Genomic DNA, 18063 nt, shown 5'->3' with positions numbered 1-18063 from the left:
GGGCGATTTGTATCGCGTGTGCGACGGCAGCCTCTGTGAAAGGGACTCCGGCTGGAGCCCGCCGTTGTACGACGCTGCTCCAGCCGGTGCGAAAGGGAACAAACAGGCGGGCAACAATTACAGATGCACAGCCCGTGTCAAACGGCATGCCGGGGATTTTCGGTTCCGGCAAGGAAGACGATTTTTTTATGCAGGGAGTGTACTCTTAGGTACTCGACCGAAATAAAAAAATTGTCTGACGCTGCCGGAAGCGAAAAGACACGCATGCCGGACTAATGCTTTTCGGTGGCGCAATGCGCCTCATAAGCCGCAGCGTCCATGAGGCCGCCGGGCTTGTGCGAAAGCTTGACGCGCACAATCCAGCCCTCGCCAAAGGGATCGCTGTTGCAGAGCTCGGGGGTGCTTTCCAGGGCTTCGTTGACGGCGATGACCTCGCCTGCCACGGGCGAAATAAGGTCGCTGGCGGCCTTCACCGACTCCACAGAGCCGAATTCCTTGTCTTCAGAAAGCTGGTCGCCCACGGGGGGCAGTTCCACATAGGTGATATCGCCAAGGGATTCCTGGGCAAAGCTGGTGATGCCGATGACGGCTTCGTCGCCTTCAATGCGCGCCCATTCGTGGCTGGTGCTGTACAGAATATCGGCGGGATTGGTAGCCATGTGCAAACTCCTGAAAAATTGGGTTCAATCGTTATAAAAATTACGCCGTCCGGCTGCGGGGGCTGCCCGCAAAGGCGGCGACCAGATCAGGCAAGCTTTTTGCGCGCTGTACCCTGAGTGTAAAACGGCGCTTCAACCCGCGTGGCGGGCAGCTCTGTTCTTGCGGCGCGTACCACAAAATTTTCGGCGGTGGCGTGGGCGGCGGCAACCCAGGAAAAGGCGATAACGTAGCCCAGAGAGGGCGCAAACGAACCGCTGGTCACATGGCCAACTTCGGTGCCGTTGGCGGCGGCAACCACATCGCCGTGGCGGGCGGCGCGGCGGCCATCGATGCGCAGGGCAACCAGCACTTCGGCGATCTTCTGCGCGCCTTCGCGGCCCACGTAGTCGGCGGTGCTGGTCATCATGCGGCCCATACCGGCTTCGGCGGGGCTGTGGTTTTCGTCAAGGTCGTGGCCGTACAGGGGCAAACCGGCTTCAAGGCGCAGGGTGTCGCGCGCACCAAGGCCAATGGGCTTTACGCGCTCGTCGGCCATCAGGGCATTCCAGAAAGCTTCGGTTTCAGAAGAGGCGATGTACAGTTCGTAGCCCAGTTCGCCGGTGTAGCCGGTGCGGCTCACCAACAGGGGCGTGCCCTGCCAGGTGGTTTCGCGAAAACCAAAGTAGCCGAGATCGTGAAAATTCTGGCCCAGCAGCTTTTCGAGCACGTCCAGCGATTCAGGGCCCTGAAGATCGATTTTGCCCGTATCGGCAGAGATATCGACCATCTTTACGCTTTCAGGCAGGCGCGAACGCAGCACGGCAAAATCGTTGGCGGCGCAGGCCGCGTTGACCACGGCCATGAAGGAGTCGGGGCCAAAGCGGTAGATGATGCCGTCGTCGAGCACGCCGCCCTTGTCGTTGAGCAAAAAACCATAGCGGCATTTGCCGGGGGCGAGGGTCTGGAGGTTGTGGCTCACGGCCTTTGCCAGGGCTTCATCAGCACCGGGGCCGGAAATAAGAAATTCGCCCATGTGGCAGATATCAAAAAGGCCCGCATGCTGGCGGGTGTGCTGATGCTCTACAATGATACCCTCGTACTGAATGGGCATGAGCCACCCGGCAAAGGGGGCCATTTTTGCGCCATGCGCCTCGTGCCAGGCGGTGAGGGGGGTACGCAGATCCGACATGGAATCTCCTTAGAATTTGGGCAAACAGCTTGCGCTGGCGCTATAGAGGACGCACCGGGTCAGCCATGCCGCCGCCTTGCACAAACAAGGCAAAAAGCACGGATCAACCCGGAAGTATTTATAAAAAAACACCTTCAAACCACCGTTCCGAGTGGCTTTGGGCATGGTATCACTTCTGCAATATGGACACAAGAACTGACCCGGCCAAAACGGTTCGCGCAGCACCATCACGGCCTTTATGCAGATGGCTAAAGGCCGAAGAACCGGCGGGCGTTTTCGCCACAGGTGCGCCACAGGTCTTCGGGATTTTCGCCCCGCGCCTCGGCCATGGCCCGCACGGTAAATACCGTATAGGCGGGTTCGTTGCGCTTGCCGCGCCACGGCAGGGGCGCAAGGTAGGGGGCATCTGTTTCGAGCAACAGGCGGTCGGCGGGCACAAGCGCCACAGCCTCGCGCAGGGCCTCGTTGGCCTTGTAGGTTACAGGGCCGGGAATGGAAATGTGCCAGCCGTTGCGCAAAATACGCCGGGCTGTTTCCGGCCCCTGGCCAAAGCAGTGCCACAAAAGCGGATACCCGGCGAAGCCCTGGGCCTCAAGGGTCATAAGCGTTTCTTCTTCTGCCTCGCGGCAGTGGATGACCACTGGCCGCTGCACCGCCCGGGCCAGCGCCAGCTGGTCACGCAGGGCCTGATGCTGTATTTCCCTTGGACAGTCGGGCCAGTAAAAATCCAGCCCTATTTCGCCCACGGCCTTGAGACGCGTATCGGCGGCAAATGCGGCGCGCATGGCAGCGAGGCGGTCGGCCGTGCAGTTTTGCCCATCGCAAGGGTGTATGCCCATAAGAAAAAAAACATCGGGGTGCGCATCAAAAAGACAGCGACGCGCGTGGTAATCGTCCGGCCCCAGAAAAACATTGCCCACCTGGGCTATGCCCGCCGCGCGGGCGCGTTCAAGCACGGCATCCCTGTCCGCATCAAATTCCTGCCCGTCAAGATGGGCGTGGCTGTCCACACCAACCGGCGGCAGCGCCAGGGTAAGGGGATCAATACGGTCGGCTGATTTTTTCGACATTGTTTACCTCGCGCCGATACATAGCAACCGGCACAGCCGGATTGCAAGAGGCAACTGCGCCGTTGCCGCCAGCAATGGCAGCACCCGCCATTGCAAAGCCCGGACAATGGGGCTATGCTTTGGGGGATTTGCCGGATTTATCCCGGCTTCCTATACTTTTTTCGGGGGAATCATGCATCTCCGCAAACGCATCATGGTCACCGGCGGTTCCGGCTTTTTGGGCTCTCATCTGTGCGAGCGCCTGCTCAACGAAGGGCACGAAGTGCTCTGCGTGGACAACTTTTTTTCCAGCGCCCGCGCCAACGTGGAAGCGCTTATGGATAACCGCCGGTTTGAGCTTATCCGCCACGACGTGACTTTTCCCCTCTATGTAGAGGTGGATGAAATTTACAATCTGGCCTGCCCGGCCTCGCCCATACATTATCAGCACGACCCCGTGCAGACCATCAAGACCTGCGTACACGGCGCCATCAACATGCTGGGGCTGGCAAAAAGGCTTGGGGCACGCATTTATCAGGCTTCTACCAGCGAAGTGTACGGCGACCCCGAAATACATCCGCAGCCGGAAAGCTACTGGGGGCATGTGAACCCCAACGGCATCCGCTCGTGCTACGATGAAGGCAAGCGTTGCGCCGAAGCCCTGTTTTTCGCCTACTGGCGTCAGGGTGGCCTGCCCATCAAGGTTGGCCGTATCTTCAACACCTACGGCCCCAAGATGCATCCCAACGATGGCCGCGTGGTGTCAAACTTCATCATTCAGGCGCTCAAGGGCCAGCCCATCACCATTTACGGCGATGGCTCGCAGACCCGCTCGTTCTGCTATGTGGACGATCTGGTGGAGTGCATGATCCGCTTCATGGCCTCGCCGGTTGATTTTATCGGCCCCATGAACATGGGCAACCCCGGCGAATTCACCATTCGCGAACTGGCCGAAAAGGTTGTGGAAATGACCGGCAGCAAGTCGGTGATTTCTTACGAACCCCTGCCCGGCGATGATCCCAAGCAGCGCAAGCCCGACATTACCCTTGCGCGTGAAAAGCTTGGCTGGGAACCCAAGGTTGCGCTGGAACAGGGCCTGGTCGACACCATCGCCTACTTTGAAACACAGCTGAAAAACGGCATGGCGTAGGTTTTTCGACAGTCATGCTTCTGTTTATCACGGCCATCGGCATTCTGGCGGCTTCGGCCGCCCTGTGCGCCCTGCTGGCTGTGCGCCCGCCCTCAAAGGCCACCGGACGCGCGGCCAGCCTGGTTGGTGTTGCTGGTGCCTTTGCGGGCTGCCTTGCCGGGCTGTGCGCCGTGGCGACCGGCCCCTGGGCTGGCTACGAAAGTCTGCGACTGCCCCTGGCTCTGCCCATAGGCTCGTGCGCCCTGGGCATGGATGCCCTGAGCCGCCTTTTTCTGCTGCCAGTTTTTGGGCTGGGCCTTGTGTGCGCAGCAGCAGGGGGCATTGCCCTGCGGCACGAAGAACCAGAACGCCACAATCTTGGGGCGCACTGGTTCTTTTTTCATATGCTGCTCATTGGTCTTGCCCTGGTCATGACTGCCCGCGATGCCGTGCTGTTCATGCTGGCATGGGAAATCATGTCGCTGGCGCCCTTCTTTCTTATTGATTTCAACGACGGCGACAGCAAGGTACGCGACGCCTCGTGGGTGTATCTGGTGGCCGCGCATCTGGGCGCTGTGGCCCTTATGGCTTTCTTTACCCTGCTGTGGCAGACCACGGGCGACACCTCGCTTGATGCCCTGCACGGCGGCACGGTGCTTGCGCGGGCGCTTGAACAGATGGGCCATTCCGGCCCCGGCGTGCTCACCACCCTGTTTTTGCTGGCGGTGGCCGGCTTTGGAGCCAAGGCCGGGCTTGCCCCCCTGCACATCTGGCTGCCAGAAGCCCACCCCGCAGCCCCCAGCCATGTTTCTGCGCTGCTTTCCGGCGCAATGATCAACGCCGGTTTTTACGGAATAATCCGCAGCGTGGGCATGCTGGCCCCAGCGGGTACTGCACCCGAATGGTGGGGCTGGGCCTTGCTGCTGCTGGGCCTTGCCACCGGCCTTATGGGCATTTTAAAGGCCACTGCCCAAAGCAATCTCAAGCGCCTGCTCGCCTATTCAAGCGTGGAAAACATGGGCCTGATGGTCATGGGCCTGGGCGCTGGCCTGATCGGCCAGAGCTGCGGCAATGCCTGGATTGCCGTGCTGGGTTTTTCTGGCGCACTGCTGCACATGCTCAACCATTCGGCCTTCAAGGGGCTGCTGTTTTTGTGCGCGGGCGAGGTACTGCACGCCACAGGAACCGTGCGTATGCAATATCTGGGCGGCCTGCAAAAACGCCTGCCCCTGCTGGGCGCTTTTTTTGCCGTGGGCGCTGCGGCCATAGCCTGCCTGCCGCCCTTTAACGGATTCACGGGCGAGCTGGTGCTCGGCCTTTCGCTGCTGGACGGCCCTGCCCTTTTTGGGGTTGAACGGCAGGTGGGCCTGCTGCTTGCCCTGGCGGGCCTTGCCTGCATCAGCGGCCTTGCGGCTGCCCTGTACGCCAAGGCCTACGGCATCGCCTTTTTGGGTGAGCCCCGTTCCAGCCAGGCCGCCAACGTACACCCGCTCTCGTGGCGCACACTCTGGCCCCTCGCCCTGCCCGCCGCAGCCTGCCTTGTTGGCGGCCTTGCCGCCCCCTGGGTTTTTGATCTGGCCGCCAGTGCCGCGCAAAGTGCCCTGCCCGTGCAGCAATCCCTGCAACAGGCGGGGATGGCCGGTCTGGCGCAGGCGCACGCAAGCCTTGCCTCTGTGGCAAACATCGGCGGGGCCGGTCTTGGGCTGGCGCTGGTAATTCTGCTTGTGCGCCGCCTGCTGCTCAAAAACCGCGCGGTGGAATCCATGCCCACCTGGGGCTGCGGCTTTCAGGGGGGCTCTGCCCGCATTCAGTACACCGACGTGGGTTTCTCTGAACCCACGGCAAAGATATTTGCCCCGGTCATGGGCCTTAAAACCCGGCTACAGATGGACGAAGGTCTTTTTTCCAAAGGCGGCCAGCTGAGCGTTACCGCCCCCGACCGTCTGCGAAGCGGCCTCTTTACGCCGCTGTTTATGGCTGTGGAGAATATCTGCAATGCCTGCAAGGTGATACAGCACGGCAAGATACATTTCTACATTCTTTACATTCTGGCCACCGTGGTGGGCCTGCTTGTATGGGGGCTGCGCTCATGAACGCCGAACTCGCCGTTTATCTGGCGCAGTTTGCCCTTGCGCTGGTGCTTGCCCCCCTGCTGCCCGGCATCATCAACCGGGTAAAGGCCAAATTCGCAGGCCGCCACGGCAAACCCGTGCTGCAAACCTACTATGACATCGCCAAGCTGCTGCGCAAGGGCGAGGTCATCAGCCGCACCACCACCTGGACATTTGCCGCTGCGCCCTCTGTTGCGCTGGCGGCCACGCTGTGCGCACTGGCCCTGCTGCCCTTGGGGGGCGCGGTTTCTCCACTGGCCTTTGCGGGCGATTTTGTGCTGGCGGCCTATCTGCTGGGCGTGGGGCGCTTTGCCATCATGCTTGGCGCTCTGGATACGGGCTCTGCCTTTGAAGGCATGGGCGCAAGCCGCGAGGCCACGTTCTCTGCCCTGGCAGAACCAGTATTTTTTCTGGCACTCATGGTGCTTACCAGCCTGTGCCTGGGCCTTGGGCACGGCACGGATACGGCATTCAGCCTTTCCACCATGTTTAGCGGGCAAACCGCCGGGGCGTGGCTGACAGGCAAGGGCGAACTGCTGCTTTTGCCCGTGATCTTTTTTGTGCTGCTGCTGGTGGAAAACTGCCGTATTCCGGTGGACGACCCCAACACGCACCTGGAGCTGACCATGATCCATGAGGTCATGGTGCTCGACCACTCCGGCCCCAACATGGCCCTGATCTTGTACGGTGCGGCCCTCAAGCTGTGGTTTTTTGCCGCCCTTATTGCGGGTCTGATTACCCCTGCGCTGCCCCTGTGGCAGCAGATGGGCCTGCGCGTGGCTATTGTGCTGCTGCTGGCCGTGGTGGTGGGTATTGTGGAATCGGTTATGGCGCGCTTGCGCATGGAGCGGATTGCCTATCTGCTGGGCGCTGCCGCAGTCATGGGCATGCTGACGCTCATTCTCACCCAGGCGAGGTAGCCATGACCACGCTTTTGCAATCCTGTCTGTTTTTGCTTGTTCTGAGCAATTTTTTGCTGCTGGCCACACGGCGCGTTCCGGGCATGACCCGGCTGACGGCCCTGCAAGGCCTGCTGCTGGCGGCTCTGCTGCTGAGCCTCGACCACGCCCTGCTGGCCGGAGCGGTGTTGCTTATCAAGGGCATGCTGCTGCCCGGCATGCTCTGGCGCACGCAAAAAAGACTGCCAGCCGATGCGCTTGTGTGCCCCGCCCGCCGGGTGAGCCTGGGCGTGCTGGCCGGTATGGCCGGGCTGATTTTTTCCATCTGGCTTGAGGGCAAGCTGGTCATGCCCCTGGGGCTTTACCCCACGTTGCTGCTGCCTACCGGGCTGGCCACCCTGTTTTGCGGGCTGATTCTCATTGTTGGCCGCATCAAGGCCATTACCCAGGTAATTGGCTATCTGGTGGCAGAAAACGGCATCTTTCTGCTGGGCGTGCCGCTCATGACAGGGGGCACGGTATGGTTTGAACTGGCCCTGCTGCTGGACGTTTTTGTGGCGGTGTTTGTTATGGGTATTGCCATCAACCGCATCAGCGATTCCTTTGCCTCCATTGACGTGGCCCGGTTCCGCAGCCTTCGAGATTAGGAAACGCCATGCTTACAGCGCTTATTCTCATTCCCCTGTGTGCGGGCTGCATCATGCTGCTGTGGGGCCGCGCCGTGCTCTGCCGTGTGGGCCTGCCCCTTACGGCCCTGGCGCACACCGCTCTGGCAGTCATGACCGCCGTGCGGGTGGGCAGGGGTGAAAAACCGGCCGAACTTGATGGCCTGCTGGCCCCCGACGCTCTTGGCGTGCTCTTTCTCGTGCTGGCCAGCCTGCTGTTTCTGGCGGCCTCGTTCTACGCCATGCACTATCTGCGCGAAGAAGAACGCATTGGCGTACATACCAATATTCTGGATCACGGGCGCTTCACCAACGCGCCGGAACGCCGCTTTACAGCCTGCCTCTGCTTTTTTCTCAGTGCCATGACCCTGGTTACCATCACGCCGCACATGGGCGCGCAGTGGGTGGGCATTGAGGCCACCACGCTTTCCAGCGCCCAGCTCATCTATTTTCACCAGCACAAGCGTTCGCTTGAGGCAACGTGGAAGTACCTGATCATCTGTTCTGTGGGCATTGCCCTTGCGCTGCTGGGCAATATTCTGCTGGCCGTGGCCTTTCACGGGGCAGAAGGGGCCAAGGGCGCAGCCGAAGGCATGGATCAGGTGGGCTGGTTTGTGCGCAATGCGGCCCTTGCCGAGCCCACGTGGCTCAAGGCGGCCTTTGTTTTTCTGCTGGTTGGCTACGGCACAAAGATGGGGCTTGCCCCGCTGCACAACTGGCTGCCCGACGCGCACAGCCAGGCCCCTTCGCTTGTTTCGGCACTGCTTTCCGGGGCGCTGCTCAACTGCGCCATGCTGGGCATGCTGCGCGGCCACCAGATCATGCTGGCTGCCGGGCTTGGCGAACTTTCTGGCGGCATGCTGATATTTTTTGGCCTGCTTTCGCTGCTGATCGCTGCCATCTTTATTGTCGGCCAGGGCCACTACAAGCGCATGCTGGCCTATTCGAGCGTTGAGCACATGGGCATTCTGGCCCTGGGCATTGGCGTGGGCGGCGTGGCCGTGCCCGGTGCCATGCTGCACGCGGTATGCCACTCGCTTACCAAGTGCATGCTCTTTTTGCTTTCGGGCAATATTCTGGCCCGCTACCACACCTATTCCAGCTACGACGTACACGGCATGCGCTGGACCATGCCCGCCACTGCCGCCCTGTGGACTGCGGGCTTTCTGGCCGTGGCCGGTTCGCCGCCCTTTGGCATATTCGTGAGCGAGCTGCTGATCTTCAAGGGCCTGCTGGCCGCTGGTCAGCCCTGGATTTCTGCCGGGTATCTGGTGCTGCTGGCCGTTATTTTTGTGGGCCTGTCGGTGGCTGTGCTGCGCATGGTGCAGGGCAACCGCCCTGTGGATCTGCCGCCTTCAAATTCCGAACCGGCCCTGAGTATCTTGCCGCCGCTGGCCCTGGGGCTGGGCGTGCTGACACTGGGCGTGTGGATTCCCGACTGGCTGTGGAGTTTTCTTAACCGCGCCGCCGCGCTCATAGGCGCGTAGCGCCAAAGGCTGATGCAAAGCCCGCACAACGGGTTTTACGCCGCTAACGGTGAGAGGGCCGATGCTATTCGATTACCGCGATACCGTGCCGCTTTCGGGCATGCCCCCGGTTTCTGCCGAAGAAATGGGCGATTTTTTGCGCCGGTACATTGCTGAAGGCTGGCGGCTGCTGGCCCTGTTTGGCCTGCCGCAGTCGTCCGAAAAAAACGCCCCAGCCGGTCTGTGCTGCGTGCTTGCGCAAGACAGTTCGCACTACCTTGCCGCCCTGCGCACCGCGCCCCTGCAATCCTACGCTTCCATGACGCCCGCAGCGCCACAGGCCCATCTTTTTGAACGCGAGATTTTTGAGCAGTGGGGCATCGAACCCCTGGGACATCCGTGGCTCAAAAGTGTGCGCCGCATTCCCGACGCCGCCGAGGCCCACGCCAGAACGCTCGCTGAAGGCGGCTCGCTGGCCACAGCCACGGGCGAGGCCCCGGCTAGCGGGCCAAAACCCTACTCTTTTTTTAAGATTGAAGGCGAAGAAGTCCACGAGGTTGCCGTCGGCCCGGTACATGCGGGCGTGATCGAGCCCGGCCATTTCCGCTTTCAGTGCCACGGCGAAAACGTGATGCACCTTGAGATAGCCCTTGGCTACCAGCACCGTGGCATCGAAAACATGCTGCTCCACGGCCCGCTCTCGCGCTGCCTGCCCCTGCTGGAGTGCGCCGCTGGCGACACCACTGTGGGGCACGCCACGGCCCATTGTGTGCTGCTCGAACGCCTTGCCGGATGTGTGGTTGCGCCGCGCGCCCACCGCCTGCGCCGCGTAGGCCTTGAGCTGGAGCGCCTTGCCAACCATACGGGCGACCTTGGGGCCATTGCGGGCGATACGGGCTTTTTGCCCACGGCATCGTGGAATGGCCGTATTCGCGGCGATTTTCTCAACACCACGGCCTGCCTGTGCGGCAACCGTTTTGGCCGGGGCCTGCTGCGGTTTGGCGGCACGGCATACGACCTCAATGCCGGTGAATGCGCCGACATGCTGGCCCGCATCAAGGCCGCAGGGCGAGACGTGCGCGGCGCTGTGGACGTGATGCTGCACAGCCAGAGCGTGCTTGAACGCCTCACCGGCACAGGATTTGTGAGCCGCGAAACAGCGCAGAATCTGGGCCTTGTGGGCATGCCCGCACGCGCTTGCGGTCTTAAGCTGGACGCGCGTTTTCATTTTCCCCTTGCAGACCTGCCCACCCGCGATTGCGCCCCACGTCTGGAATCCACCGGCGACGTGCTGGCCCGCACCCTTGTGCGCAGCAATGAAATAGATGACTCGCTGCGGCTGCTTGAAGCCGACCTGACAACCCTGGCGAGTATTCCGCCCCTGGCCGAAGAAACCCAGGCGCTGGACGCGGCCTCCCTGCCGCCCGATACCCTTGCTGTATCACAGGTAGAGGGCTGGCGCGGCGAAATATGCCACGTGGCCGTTACCGGGCCTGACGGCGGTTTTTTGGCCTACAAGGCTGTTGACCCCTCGTTCCACAACTGGTCCGGCCTTGCCATGGCCCTGCGCGGCAACCAGATTTCCGACTTTCCGCTCTGCAACAAGAGTTTCAACCTCTCGTATTGCGGATACGACCTGTGAGGCTTTGACATGCTGCGCATCATCAAGGAACGCCTGCACCAACAGTACCGCACGCTGGATTATCCCACCCGCCAGCCTGCGCTTTCGCCCCGCTATATGGGCCGCCCGCAGCTTGCGCCGGTTGCCTGCGGGGCCTGCCGCGCCTGTTTTGAGGCCTGCCCGGCGGGCGCGCTGCTGCCCACGGCGGGCTGCGAAGACTGCACGCCAACCCTCGACATGGGCCGCTGCACTTTTTGCGGCGCGTGCCGTACGGCCTGCCCCAAGGGGGCATTTACCTTTACCGGCGAGCACCGCATGGCCTCGTTTACGCGCGAGGGGCTGCTGGTGGTTCCCGGTCAATCCCCCGTGCCGCAACCTACTCCGGCCCGTTTTTCCATGTTTCGCCGCTCGCTCAAGCTGCGGCAGGTCAGCGCCGCTGGCTGCAATGCCTGCGAGGCCGACAGCAACGTGCTGACCACCCTGGTTTTCGATCTGGGCCGTTTTGGCATCGACTTTGTGGCCTCGCCCCGCCATGCAGACGGCATTGCCGTGACCGGCCCGGTTTCGGAAAACATGCGCCTGGCGCTGCTTGATACCTACAAGGCTGTACCGCAACCGCGTCTGGTGGTGGCCGTGGGCGCATGCGCCATTTCTGGCGGGCTGTTTCGCGGCAGCGATCAGTGCAACAGGGGCGTCACCGATCTGCTGCCCGTTGATCTTTTTATTCCCGGCTGCCCGCCCAACCCGTGGACAATTCTGGACGGCCTGACCTCGCTGCAAAAATAGCTCACTGGCCACCGCACCTCTTGTACCCTTGCCGCGCAACAATAATCTGCAAAGCGGCAGGGGCACCTGTGTTGCTCACCCACCGCCGCGAGGGCCGACTTGCCTTAATCTGCACAATGATTATAGTAGATAAGGCCCGTACAGAACGTACATTCCGGTCATATCTGCCGATCAAGGAGATGACCAAACACCGCCCTTATGGGAGATGTTCATGCAAATAAAAGCTTTTTTGTCGATTCTTGTCCTGCTCTGCTGTTCGCTCATGCTTACCCTGTCTGATGACGCACTGGCGGCCCGCCTTGGCGGCGGCAGCTCATTTGGGAGCAAGCCCTTTATGAGCACGCCTGCACCAGCGCCCCGGCCTCAGCAGCCTTCGTTCCAGAGCAAGCCCAGCCCCAGCCAGCCCCAGGCCCAGCCATCTGCGGCCCCCAGCCGTCCCGGCGGCCTTTTTGGCGGCATGGGCGGCCTCATGGGCGGTCTGCTGGCAGGCACACTCATAGGATCGCTGTTTGGCGGCCACGGTTTTTCTGGCGGCGGCTTTATGGATATTCTGCTTTTTGGCCTGGTGATTTTTGTCGGTCTCAAGCTTTTTGCCGCCTTTCGGGGTTCGCAAAGGCCCGCCCAGGCGGCAGCCGGTGCAGAAGGCCCGCAAAACGCGCAGGAAGCCCAGCCCCAGGCGGGCATGATGCGCGAAGAAACCAGCAGCAACGGCTGGGATGCTCTGCGCGGTCAGGGTGCTGCCCAGGCTGAAACCCCCGGCCCGCAAATTCCCATGCCTCCCGGCTTTGACGCCGAAGAATTTTTGCGCGGTGCCAAGATGGCCTACACCCGCCTGCAAGCCTCGTGGGACAAACGCGATATGAATGATATTGCGCAGTTTACCACCGAGGCCGTGCAAAAATCTGTGCGCGAACAGATGGAAGCCGACCCCAAGCCCAGCACCACAGAAATTCTGCTGGTCAATGCCCAGCTGCTGGGTGTGACCAACGAAGGTGAAGAACAGTACGCCCAGGTGTTCTTTGATGTGTTGCTGCGGGAAACCCCGGCGCAGGAAACCCCTTCTTCCGCCCGCGAAGTGTGGCACTTTATGCGCCCCGCCACAGGCGGCAACTGGAAACTGGATGGCATTCAGCAGGTGGAATAAGCCTGCCCTCGCCTTGCTCCGATCACGCCCGGGCTGAGAGCTTTGGCTTTCAGCCTTTTTTAATAGTGCGGGGATGACATGAAAAATTACGTTAAAAAGCACGACAAACTGGTGCGTTACCTCGACATGGATATTGTGGAGGCCACGCCTGAGTATTCCAAGGTCACCATGCCCATTACCGATAACCACAAGAACGGCATGGGTATGGCCCACGGCGGCGCAATCTTTGCCCTCGCCGATGTGGCCTTTGGCTCTGCCGCCAATGCTGGCAAGGATTATGGCGTTGTGAGCCTCAATACCACCATTGAATATCTGCGTCCCGGCAGGGTTTCGCCCCTTACGGCAGAAGCCTTTGTGGTGCGCAACGGCAAGCACATTTTGAATTATGACGTCAAAATCTATGACGGTTCCGGCGATCTGATAGCAAAGTGCGTTGCCGCCGGCTTTCAGACCGATGTGCCGCTGCCTGATTAGGCCGCCACACATTGCATTTTATCGGCCCCTGCCCTGAGCAGGGGCTTTTTTTTTTGCCGGACGCAAAAAAATTGCCCCTTGCCGAACCCTTGGCAAGGGGCTTCCACCGTAAACGCTTGGGGCGAGGAGGTGATGGACGTAGCGCTAACGCAAATAACGCCACGCAATTCATAAAATTTCTTTATCCAGTCAGGCCTGCGCCGCCTCTGGCAGTGCGCATTGCCCCTCGGCAAGTGGCAGACTGAGGCAAAATTCTGCCCCACCCTGCGGCCTGTTGGCAGCCACAAGCTCACCACCGCGAGCATGGGCCAGAGAGCGGGCCACTGCCAGCCCCAGCCCCACATAACGGCCAAGGGTTTTTCCACCGGCTGCGTGCGCGGCCACGGGGCTTTGCAGTGCGCGGGTGCTGAAAAATGGCTCAAAAATGTGCGGCATAATATCTGGAGCAATGCCTGGGCCGTTGTCGCTCACAACCAGATCGTACCAGTCACGCCCTTGCGCATCACGTCGTGTGGATGCAGCAACAGTAACTATGCCCGTGCGGGCCGGTACGCCATCAGTTGCGCCAAGGGTTGGGGCCGCTTCCACATCGCTCAGGGCGTCCAGCGCGTTTTCAAGCAGATGCAGGCATATCTGCTGCAATTCCGGGGCAGAACCCAATGGGCGCGGTGCGCCCGGCCCCTGCGGAAGCTGCACATCACAGCGAATCTGCGCGGCTTCCATGCGTTCGGCCAGCAGCCGCAGCACTTGCCCCACCTCGGCTGGTACGTCCAGCGCGCCCAGGCGGGGATCAAGCCCGTGCCCCACCATAAGCAGTTTGCGCGTTATTTCGCGCACCCGCAGGCTCTGCGTTCTTATGGTGTCCACGGCGTCGCGCACTTCATCAATATCTGGCAGGGCGTCGGCTTCGGGCTCTTCAAGGCAGTCGCGTATGAGGCCCGCAGCCTGAACCATGATGTTCAGCGGATTGTTGACCTCGTGGGCCACCCCCTCGGCCACCCGACCAAAGCTGCGCCAGCGGGCGGCCTCGGCCAGCCGTGCCGCTTCTTGCCGTGCGCCAGCGCGCTCTGCGGCCTTGCGGCATTCTGCCAAGATGCCATCCATGCCCACGGGCTTTGACAACCAGTTCAAGGCCCCGCGCCTCATGGCCTGCACGGCCTTGCCCATGTCGCCAGCGCCAGAGAGCATCACCACATCAATCTGCGGATAACGCTCGCGCAGGATTTTCAGCAAATCCACGCCGTCCATGCCCGGCAGCCCCACATCAAGAAATATGAGGTCGCGGGGGCTGCGCGCCAGTTCGGCCAGGGCGGCATCTGCATCCTGCGCGGTGGCGGTATCGTAACCGCGCAAGGCCAAACGCTCTGCCAATGGTTCCGAAAAGGCGGGTTCGTCATCCACAACAAGCACACGCATGGCGAACTCCTAGAACGAACCGCTGCCGAAACACGGGCCATGAAGGCCACTTTTCAGGCCGCAGGCCGGATGCGTTCATCCGGCCCTTACGGCCTGCACTGCACCATGATTTACTTGCCGTGCTCTTCAAGCACGTCTTTTTCGTTCATAACGTCACGCGCTGCGTCAAAGTCGCCGCCTTCGGCCAGCGAAACTGCCACCATGGCGTTTTCGAGCTTGTCGCGGTAGGCCATGCGGATGCTGTTGAGCAGTTCGTCAATATCCATGGGCTTTCTGAGAAAGTTGTACGCGCCCATGCGGTAGGCGGTCTGTTCCTCGGCGTCGCCGCCGTGGCCCGTAAGAATGATGACCTGAACCTGCGGATTGCTCTTTTTGACATTGCGCAGCACTTCAAAACCGTCCATGCCGGGCATGCGCAGGTCGAGCACGATAACGTCGGTGGGCTGCTCCACTGCCTTGAGGGCTTCCGGGCCGTCGTAGGCAACCCGCGCTTCAAAGCCGCGCATGGCCAGACGCTCGGAAAGAGTGTCCACAAATTGCTTTTCGTCGTCCACCAGCAGGATTTTGATGTCTTCCTTGGTCATGGAATACTCCTTGAAGGCCCGGCCACATGCCGGTGCCGGTTATTCGCCTTCGCTATCGCAGGCCGAAATGGAAAGGAAAAATCTTGGCCCGGCATCGCGCCAGGGCATGAGCACGGCACGCCAGCCAGGGCGTATGCCGTCGAGCATGGGGCTGCCAGTCATGGCCGCAAGGGCCATTTCGCGGTTGGCGCCTTCCTGTGCTTCAACAATGATGCCTTCTTCTTTTTGCCGCCGCCCCGCAGTAAGGCGCAGATTTACCTGCCCCCCCACAGAAGCGCAGAGATCAAAAACCTCTAGCAGCGAGCGCAATACGGCCAGCGGGGGTACATTGGCCCAAACGGGTTCGTCGGTTTCGCCGCTGGTCAGGTGTATCTGCGCGGCGCGCGCCTGACGGGCCGCCAGCAGGCAAAAGCTGCGGCACACCCGCGCAAGATCGCAGGGCCCCGCGCCGCCCGGTTCCATGCCGCCCGCCTGCGCCATGTAGTCCATGGCTTCGGAAAGGGCCGCTCCCTGAATGATGGAGCGTTGCACCTCGCCGAGGGCGGTTGAAAGGCGCTCTGTTCCCGGTGCGCTTACGGCCTTGCCGCCCGCAAGAGAGGCAAGATCCTGCGCCAGACCGGCAGATTCACGTATGACTGCCAGCACGTTGCGCATGTCGTGGACGGCAGAGGCCAGCAAGCGGGCCATGCACTGACTCTCATTCATGGCCTGCTCCGTTTTCTGCACATTCCTTGCCTTCGCGCGCTGCGGCTTGCAGCGTTTCCAGAAACACATTGAAACTCAAGGGCTTGGTCAGGCAGGCAAAGGCCTGCGACACCGGGTTTGTGCCGTTGTCGTCCACGGCTTCGTGGCCGGTAAGCAGAATGACCGGCAGGTCGGGGTACAGCACCTTGAGGCGGCGCAGCACCTCATCGCCCGGCAGACCAGGCATGAAAAGATCAAGCACCACAACATCGGGTTTTTCAGGCGTGGCAGCCTGAAGGGCGCTGATTCCGTCGTACACCACATAGGGCGCGAATCCGCGAAGCGAAAGGCGCTCTGCCAGGGTATCCACAAATTCCTTTTCGTCGTCAGCCAGAAGGATGCGCAATGCCATTCTACACCTCCACTGCGACATCTGGCGGAGTAAGCGGCAGGGTTATGCGCACAATGCTGCCCCGCCCTTCTTCGCTCTGCACATGAATTTCGCCGCCAAGCTTACGCACGATGCCGTAGGTGATGAACATGCCAAGCCCGGTTCCCTTGTCCTTTTTGGTGGAATAGAACGGCTCGAATATATGCCTGAGCACTTCAGGCGACATGCCCTTGCCGTTGTCTTCCACACTCACAAGCATGTATCTTCCCTGACCCTGGCAGCTTATCTTGACAAAACGCTCTTCACCCTGCGGTTTTTGCGATCCGCCCTCACTGCCTGCCAGCGCATCAAGCGCATTGCCCACAATATTGAGAAAAACCTGCTGCAACTGGCCCCTGTCCGACACAATTTCGGGCAGATTGGCGGGCAGCTCTGTTTCAAACTTCACACCACGGTTCTTGGCCTCCCTTTCAAGAAAGCCCAGAGTTTCGGTGATCACTTCCTCAATATGCAGGGCCTGACGGTTGGCCTCCATGCGCCGGGCAAAGCCCAGCAGCCGGTGTGTAATGCCGCGCGCCCGCTCAACGGTGCTTTCAATACTCTCAAGCAGGGCGCTGAGCCGCTGCCTGTCCTTGTCTTCGCCGCACACCTTGCCCATGCTCAAAAGATCCTGGGCCAGCCCCGCCTTTTCATAAATGACCGCCAGGGGGTTATTGACCTCGTGGGCCACGCCAGCCGCAAGCCGCCCGATGGACGAAAGCTTCTGGTTGTGTTCCATCTGGGCAAAAACAGCCACCCGCCGCTCGTCACTTGCTTGCAGCCTGTTTACAAGCTGCTGCATGAGCAGATTGGACACCATGAAAATCAGGGCAATACCGCCGCACAGCACAAGCAGAAGCTCGGTGCTCAGCGACCGCCAGGGGCGGATGGCGTCTTCTGTAGGTTTTACAGCCAGCAGCATAAAATCCGTGCCTGCCAGCGCGCACGAGGCAACCATGAGCTGCCTGCCCTTGGAATCTGCGATCCGGCGCACCACTGTTTCGTGCGCGGCGGGGGGCAGATCAAGGGGGAATTTTTCCAGAGCCTTGCCAAAAAGGGCCGAATCCGTTTGCAGCACGCCTTCCGCATCCACCAGAAACACGTCTGTATCGTGCTCTGGCCCAACAGTGGAAACCACTTGCTGAATACGCAGGGTATCGGTTGCCACACGCAGCGTCCACGACACTCCGTTTTCTTCCAGCCGGTGTACGGCCACAACCAGATGCGGATACCCACGGTAGCCCAGAATGGCGTTGCTGAGGTAACGGCCCTTGATTTCTGTATCGCGCAGCCAGGGCTTGCCTGCGTAATCTGCGCCTTTAAGCTTGTACGGGCCCACATAGCCCACCTGCCGCCCGTCCGCATCCACCAGCCCCATATCCACAAAGCCCTGAAATTCGCTTTTCAAGGCCAGAAACACGCGGTTGAGGGTGCGCTCGTCCAGCAGGTCCTTGAACGTATAGGCGTGGGCCAAAAAGCTCACTGTAGAAATACGTTCACCAAGATAAAGCTCCAGTGCCGCCTGCGACTTGCGGGCCAGTGCATACACGGGGCTTTCAAGTTCGCGCTCAAGGGTACGCGTGTACTGCACGTGGCTGATAGCCGCCAGCAGCAGCAAAGGCATTACCGAAACCGCCACCATAAGCACGGTCATCAGCCGCCGCAGCGATCGATACCGGGCCGGGGATACGGCCTCTGGAACTTCCAGCAGATGCGCGAAATAGTTCTTTATCGTGGCAAACATGTGCCCTCCAAGGTATGCGCCGCCATTACTACC

17 protein-coding genes are annotated in these 18063 nt (G+C 60.9%); 9 read left to right on the top strand and 8 right to left on the bottom strand.

Features of this window, described 5'->3' with window-relative positions:
• Positions 1-272: 272 nt before the first annotated feature.
• From gcvH to ACE3NW_RS04165, 3 genes are all read right to left on the bottom strand, one after another.
• Positions 273-659 carry a glycine cleavage system protein GcvH gene (gene gcvH / locus ACE3NW_RS04175; protein ID WP_374280687.1) on the bottom strand — a complete coding sequence of 129 codons (387 nt, stop codon included), beginning with the start codon at positions 657-659 and terminating at the stop codon, positions 273-275.
• Between the two features lie 86 nt (positions 660-745).
• Positions 746-1828, bottom strand: a complete 1083-nt coding sequence (gcvT, locus tag ACE3NW_RS04170) for a glycine cleavage system aminomethyltransferase GcvT (RefSeq protein WP_374280685.1) — start codon at positions 1826-1828, stop codon at positions 746-748.
• Between the two features lie 248 nt (positions 1829-2076).
• The gene (locus ACE3NW_RS04165) at positions 2077-2898 is read right to left on the bottom strand and encodes a TatD family hydrolase (RefSeq protein WP_374280683.1); all 822 of its coding nucleotides are present in this window, start codon (positions 2896-2898) and stop codon (positions 2077-2079) included.
• A 172-nt stretch (positions 2899-3070) separates the two neighbouring features.
• On the opposite strand from ACE3NW_RS04165, the gene ACE3NW_RS04160 reads away from it, so the two are divergent.
• From ACE3NW_RS04160 to ACE3NW_RS04120, 9 genes are all read left to right on the top strand, one after another.
• Positions 3071-4027 (top strand): UDP-glucuronic acid decarboxylase family protein, encoded by a 957-nt coding sequence (locus ACE3NW_RS04160; protein WP_374280681.1) that lies wholly within the window; start codon positions 3071-3073, stop codon positions 4025-4027.
• A 14-nt stretch (positions 4028-4041) separates the two neighbouring features.
• On the top strand, positions 4042-6099 hold the full coding sequence (locus ACE3NW_RS04155) for a proton-conducting transporter membrane subunit (RefSeq protein WP_374280679.1): 2058 nt from the start codon (positions 4042-4044) through the stop codon (positions 6097-6099).
• Complete coding sequence (locus ACE3NW_RS04150; RefSeq protein ID WP_374280677.1) at positions 6096-7037, top strand: respiratory chain complex I subunit 1 family protein; 942 nt, start codon at positions 6096-6098, stop codon at positions 7035-7037. The genes ACE3NW_RS04155 and ACE3NW_RS04150 overlap by 4 nt, the downstream gene beginning before the upstream one ends.
• A 2-nt stretch (positions 7038-7039) precedes the next feature.
• A complete protein-coding gene (locus ACE3NW_RS04145; RefSeq protein ID WP_374280675.1) occupies positions 7040-7663 on the top strand; it encodes a hydrogenase-4 component E in 624 nt (207 codons plus the stop codon).
• Between the two features lie 8 nt (positions 7664-7671).
• Complete coding sequence (locus ACE3NW_RS04140) at positions 7672-9168, top strand: proton-conducting transporter membrane subunit (protein ID WP_374280672.1); 1497 nt, start codon at positions 7672-7674, stop codon at positions 9166-9168.
• Positions 9169-9229: 61 nt separating this feature from the next.
• Positions 9230-10789 (top strand): NADH-quinone oxidoreductase subunit C, encoded by a 1560-nt coding sequence (locus ACE3NW_RS04135; protein ID WP_374280670.1) that lies wholly within the window; start codon positions 9230-9232, stop codon positions 10787-10789.
• Positions 10790-10798: 9 nt separating this feature from the next.
• Positions 10799-11554, top strand: coding sequence for a 4Fe-4S binding protein (locus ACE3NW_RS04130; protein ID WP_374280668.1), 756 nt, complete (start codon positions 10799-10801; stop codon positions 11552-11554).
• Positions 11555-11765: 211 nt separating this feature from the next.
• Complete coding sequence (locus ACE3NW_RS04125; protein WP_374280666.1) at positions 11766-12698, top strand: Tim44 domain-containing protein; 933 nt, start codon at positions 11766-11768, stop codon at positions 12696-12698.
• 78 nt (positions 12699-12776) lie between these two features.
• Positions 12777-13172, top strand: coding sequence for a PaaI family thioesterase (locus ACE3NW_RS04120; protein ID WP_374280664.1), 396 nt, complete (start codon positions 12777-12779; stop codon positions 13170-13172).
• 189 nt (positions 13173-13361) lie between these two features.
• Here the strand turns inward: ACE3NW_RS04120 and ACE3NW_RS04115 are convergent, their stop codons facing one another.
• From ACE3NW_RS04115 to ACE3NW_RS04095, 5 genes are all read right to left on the bottom strand, one after another.
• Positions 13362-14588: a response regulator gene (locus ACE3NW_RS04115; RefSeq protein WP_374280662.1), complete on the bottom strand. Its 1227-nt coding sequence runs from the start codon at positions 14586-14588 to the stop codon at positions 13362-13364.
• 110 nt (positions 14589-14698) lie between these two features.
• Positions 14699-15172, bottom strand: a complete 474-nt coding sequence (locus ACE3NW_RS04110) for a response regulator (RefSeq protein WP_291332875.1) — start codon at positions 15170-15172, stop codon at positions 14699-14701.
• Between the two features lie 39 nt (positions 15173-15211).
• Complete coding sequence (locus ACE3NW_RS04105) at positions 15212-15877, bottom strand: sensor histidine kinase (protein ID WP_374280659.1); 666 nt, start codon at positions 15875-15877, stop codon at positions 15212-15214.
• Positions 15870-16268 (bottom strand): response regulator, encoded by a 399-nt coding sequence (locus ACE3NW_RS04100; RefSeq protein ID WP_374280657.1) that lies wholly within the window; start codon positions 16266-16268, stop codon positions 15870-15872. The genes ACE3NW_RS04105 and ACE3NW_RS04100 overlap by 8 nt, the downstream gene beginning before the upstream one ends.
• 1 nt (position 16269) lies before the next feature.
• A complete protein-coding gene (locus tag ACE3NW_RS04095; protein ID WP_374280655.1) occupies positions 16270-18030 on the bottom strand; it encodes an ATP-binding protein in 1761 nt (586 codons plus the stop codon).
• Positions 18031-18063 lie beyond the last annotated feature (33 nt).

It is taken from the genome of Desulfovibrio sp. (assembly GCF_041907885.1).
GTDB lineage: Bacteria > Desulfobacterota > Desulfovibrionia > Desulfovibrionales > Desulfovibrionaceae > Desulfovibrio.
Note: the sequence above shows the minus strand (reverse complement) of the source record. Positions and strands in the feature narration are given on the sequence as shown.

Coding starts and splice junctions, on each gene's coding strand:
- gcvT (WP_374280685.1), bottom strand. CDS start 1,828: ATGTCGGATCTGCGTACCCCCCTCACCGCCTGGCACGAGGCGCATGGC.
- ACE3NW_RS04100 (WP_374280657.1), bottom strand. CDS start 16,268: ATGGCATTGCGCATCCTTCTGGCTGACGACGAAAAGGAATTTGTGGAT.
- ACE3NW_RS04130 (WP_374280668.1), top strand. CDS start 10,799: ATGCTGCGCATCATCAAGGAACGCCTGCACCAACAGTACCGCACGCTG.
- gcvH (WP_374280687.1), bottom strand. CDS start 659: ATGGCTACCAATCCCGCCGATATTCTGTACAGCACCAGCCACGAATGG.
- ACE3NW_RS04165 (WP_374280683.1), bottom strand. CDS start 2,898: ATGTCGAAAAAATCAGCCGACCGTATTGATCCCCTTACCCTGGCGCTG.
- ACE3NW_RS04110 (WP_291332875.1), bottom strand. CDS start 15,172: ATGACCAAGGAAGACATCAAAATCCTGCTGGTGGACGACGAAAAGCAA.
- ACE3NW_RS04150 (WP_374280677.1), top strand. CDS start 6,096: ATGAACGCCGAACTCGCCGTTTATCTGGCGCAGTTTGCCCTTGCGCTG.
- ACE3NW_RS04120 (WP_374280664.1), top strand. CDS start 12,777: ATGAAAAATTACGTTAAAAAGCACGACAAACTGGTGCGTTACCTCGAC.
- ACE3NW_RS04125 (WP_374280666.1), top strand. CDS start 11,766: ATGCAAATAAAAGCTTTTTTGTCGATTCTTGTCCTGCTCTGCTGTTCG.
- ACE3NW_RS04095 (WP_374280655.1), bottom strand. CDS start 18,030: ATGTTTGCCACGATAAAGAACTATTTCGCGCATCTGCTGGAAGTTCCA.
- ACE3NW_RS04105 (WP_374280659.1), bottom strand. CDS start 15,877: ATGAATGAGAGTCAGTGCATGGCCCGCTTGCTGGCCTCTGCCGTCCAC.
- ACE3NW_RS04140 (WP_374280672.1), top strand. CDS start 7,672: ATGCTTACAGCGCTTATTCTCATTCCCCTGTGTGCGGGCTGCATCATG.
- ACE3NW_RS04160 (WP_374280681.1), top strand. CDS start 3,071: ATGCATCTCCGCAAACGCATCATGGTCACCGGCGGTTCCGGCTTTTTG.
- ACE3NW_RS04135 (WP_374280670.1), top strand. CDS start 9,230: ATGCTATTCGATTACCGCGATACCGTGCCGCTTTCGGGCATGCCCCCG.
- ACE3NW_RS04115 (WP_374280662.1), bottom strand. CDS start 14,588: ATGCGTGTGCTTGTTGTGGATGACGAACCCGCCTTTTCGGAACCATTG.
- ACE3NW_RS04155 (WP_374280679.1), top strand. CDS start 4,042: ATGCTTCTGTTTATCACGGCCATCGGCATTCTGGCGGCTTCGGCCGCC.
- ACE3NW_RS04145 (WP_374280675.1), top strand. CDS start 7,040: ATGACCACGCTTTTGCAATCCTGTCTGTTTTTGCTTGTTCTGAGCAAT.